Raw genomic sequence first — 1,557 nt, 5'->3', positions numbered from 1 at the left:
CGGTTTACGCAGGTGCGATTGATGCGATGGTTCAATGGTGGTACGGCCACAATGCGGTGGGCTTTTTCCTGACAGCCGGCTTCTTGGGTATGATGTACTATTTCGTACCAAAACAAGCAGGCCGTCCGATTTACTCTTACCGCTTGTCCGTCGTCCACTTCTGGGCTTTGATTTTCACTTATATGTGGGCTGGTTCTCACCACTTGCACTACACCGCGTTGCCTGACTGGACTCAATCTTTGGGTATGGTATTGTCTTTGATCCTGTTTGCGCCTTCTTGGGGCGGTATGATCAACGGTATCATGACTCTGTCTGGCGCATGGGACAAACTGCGTACCGACCCGATTTTGAAATTCTTGATCGTTTCTCTGTCTTTCTACGGTATGTCTACCTTCGAAGGTCCGATGATGTCTATCAAAACCGTTAACGCTCTGAGCCACTACACCGACTGGACTGTTGCACACGTTCACGCCGGCGCATTGGGCTGGGTGGGCTTTGTAACCATCGGTTCCGTTTACTATATGATTCCCCGCTTGTTCGGCAAAAATGAAATGTACAGCACCAAATTGGTTGAGGCGCATTTCTGGATCGCGACCATCGGCGTGGTTCTGTATATCGCTGCAATGTGGATTGCCGGCGTAATGCAAGGTCTGATGTGGGGTTCTTTGAATGACGATGGCACGCTGACTTATTCCTTCGTTGAATCCGTAAAACGTACCATGCCTTACTACATGATTCGTTTCGCCGGCGGTCTTCTGTACCTGAGCGGTATGTGCATCATGGCATATAACGTTTACCGTACTGCTATCAGTGGTAAAGCAGTTGATGCTGAGATTCCTGCGGTTTCTCAAACTCAACACCACTAATGACAAGAAAGATAGGCTACCAAAATGAAATTACAACAATTAGCTGAAGAAAAAGTCGGCGTACTGATTGTATTCACCCTGCTTGTAGTCAGCGTCGGCCTTCTGATTGAGGCTGTTCCGCTGTTCTTCACCAAGGCAGTTACCGAACCTGCACCCGGCGTGAAACCATACAACGCCCTGCAAGTGGCCGGTCGTGATATTTATGTGCGCGAAGGCTGCTACAACTGCCACTCTCAAATGATTCGTCCATTCCGTGCAGAAACTGAACGTTACGGTCATTACTCTGTTGCCGGTGAGTCTGTTTATGACCATCCGTTCCAATGGGGTTCTAAACGTACCGGTCCGGATTTGGCTCGTGTTGGCGGCCGTTATTCCGATGAATGGCACCGCATCCACCTGCTGAACCCGCGCGACGTTGTGCCGGAGTCCAATATGCCTGCATTCCCATGGCTCGCACGAAATAAAGTCGATGCCGAGGCAACTGTGGCGCATATGAAAGCCCTGCGTAAAGTGGGTACACCTTACAGCGATGAAGAAATTGCCAAAGCACCTGAAATGCTGGCTAACAAATCAGAGCTGGACGCTGTTATCGCCTATCTGCAAGGCTTGGGCTTGGCATTGAAAAACGTAAGGTAACATCATGGACGCTAACTGGGCTCGCTCGCTCTTTACTGTTTGGGTATTTATCAGC

Annotated in this window: 2 protein-coding genes; both read left to right on the top strand. The window is 49.7% G+C overall.

The window, feature by feature from the left end; genetic code table 11:
• Nucleotides 1-866, top strand: an 866-nt coding sequence (locus ACTHUE_RS18505) for a cbb3-type cytochrome c oxidase subunit I (RefSeq protein ID WP_440424138.1), incomplete at its 5' end; no start/stop codon positions are given.
• A gap of 24 nt (nucleotides 867-890) precedes the next feature.
• On the top strand, nucleotides 891-1,502 hold the full coding sequence (gene ccoO, locus ACTHUE_RS18500) for a cytochrome-c oxidase, cbb3-type subunit II (RefSeq protein WP_003748778.1): 612 nt from the start codon (nucleotides 891-893) through the stop codon (nucleotides 1,500-1,502).
• Nucleotides 1,503-1,557: the final 55 nt, after the last annotated feature.

The organism is Neisseria sp. P0021.S005, from assembly GCF_051956955.1.
This window is presented reverse-complemented; position numbering and strand designations above follow the sequence as displayed.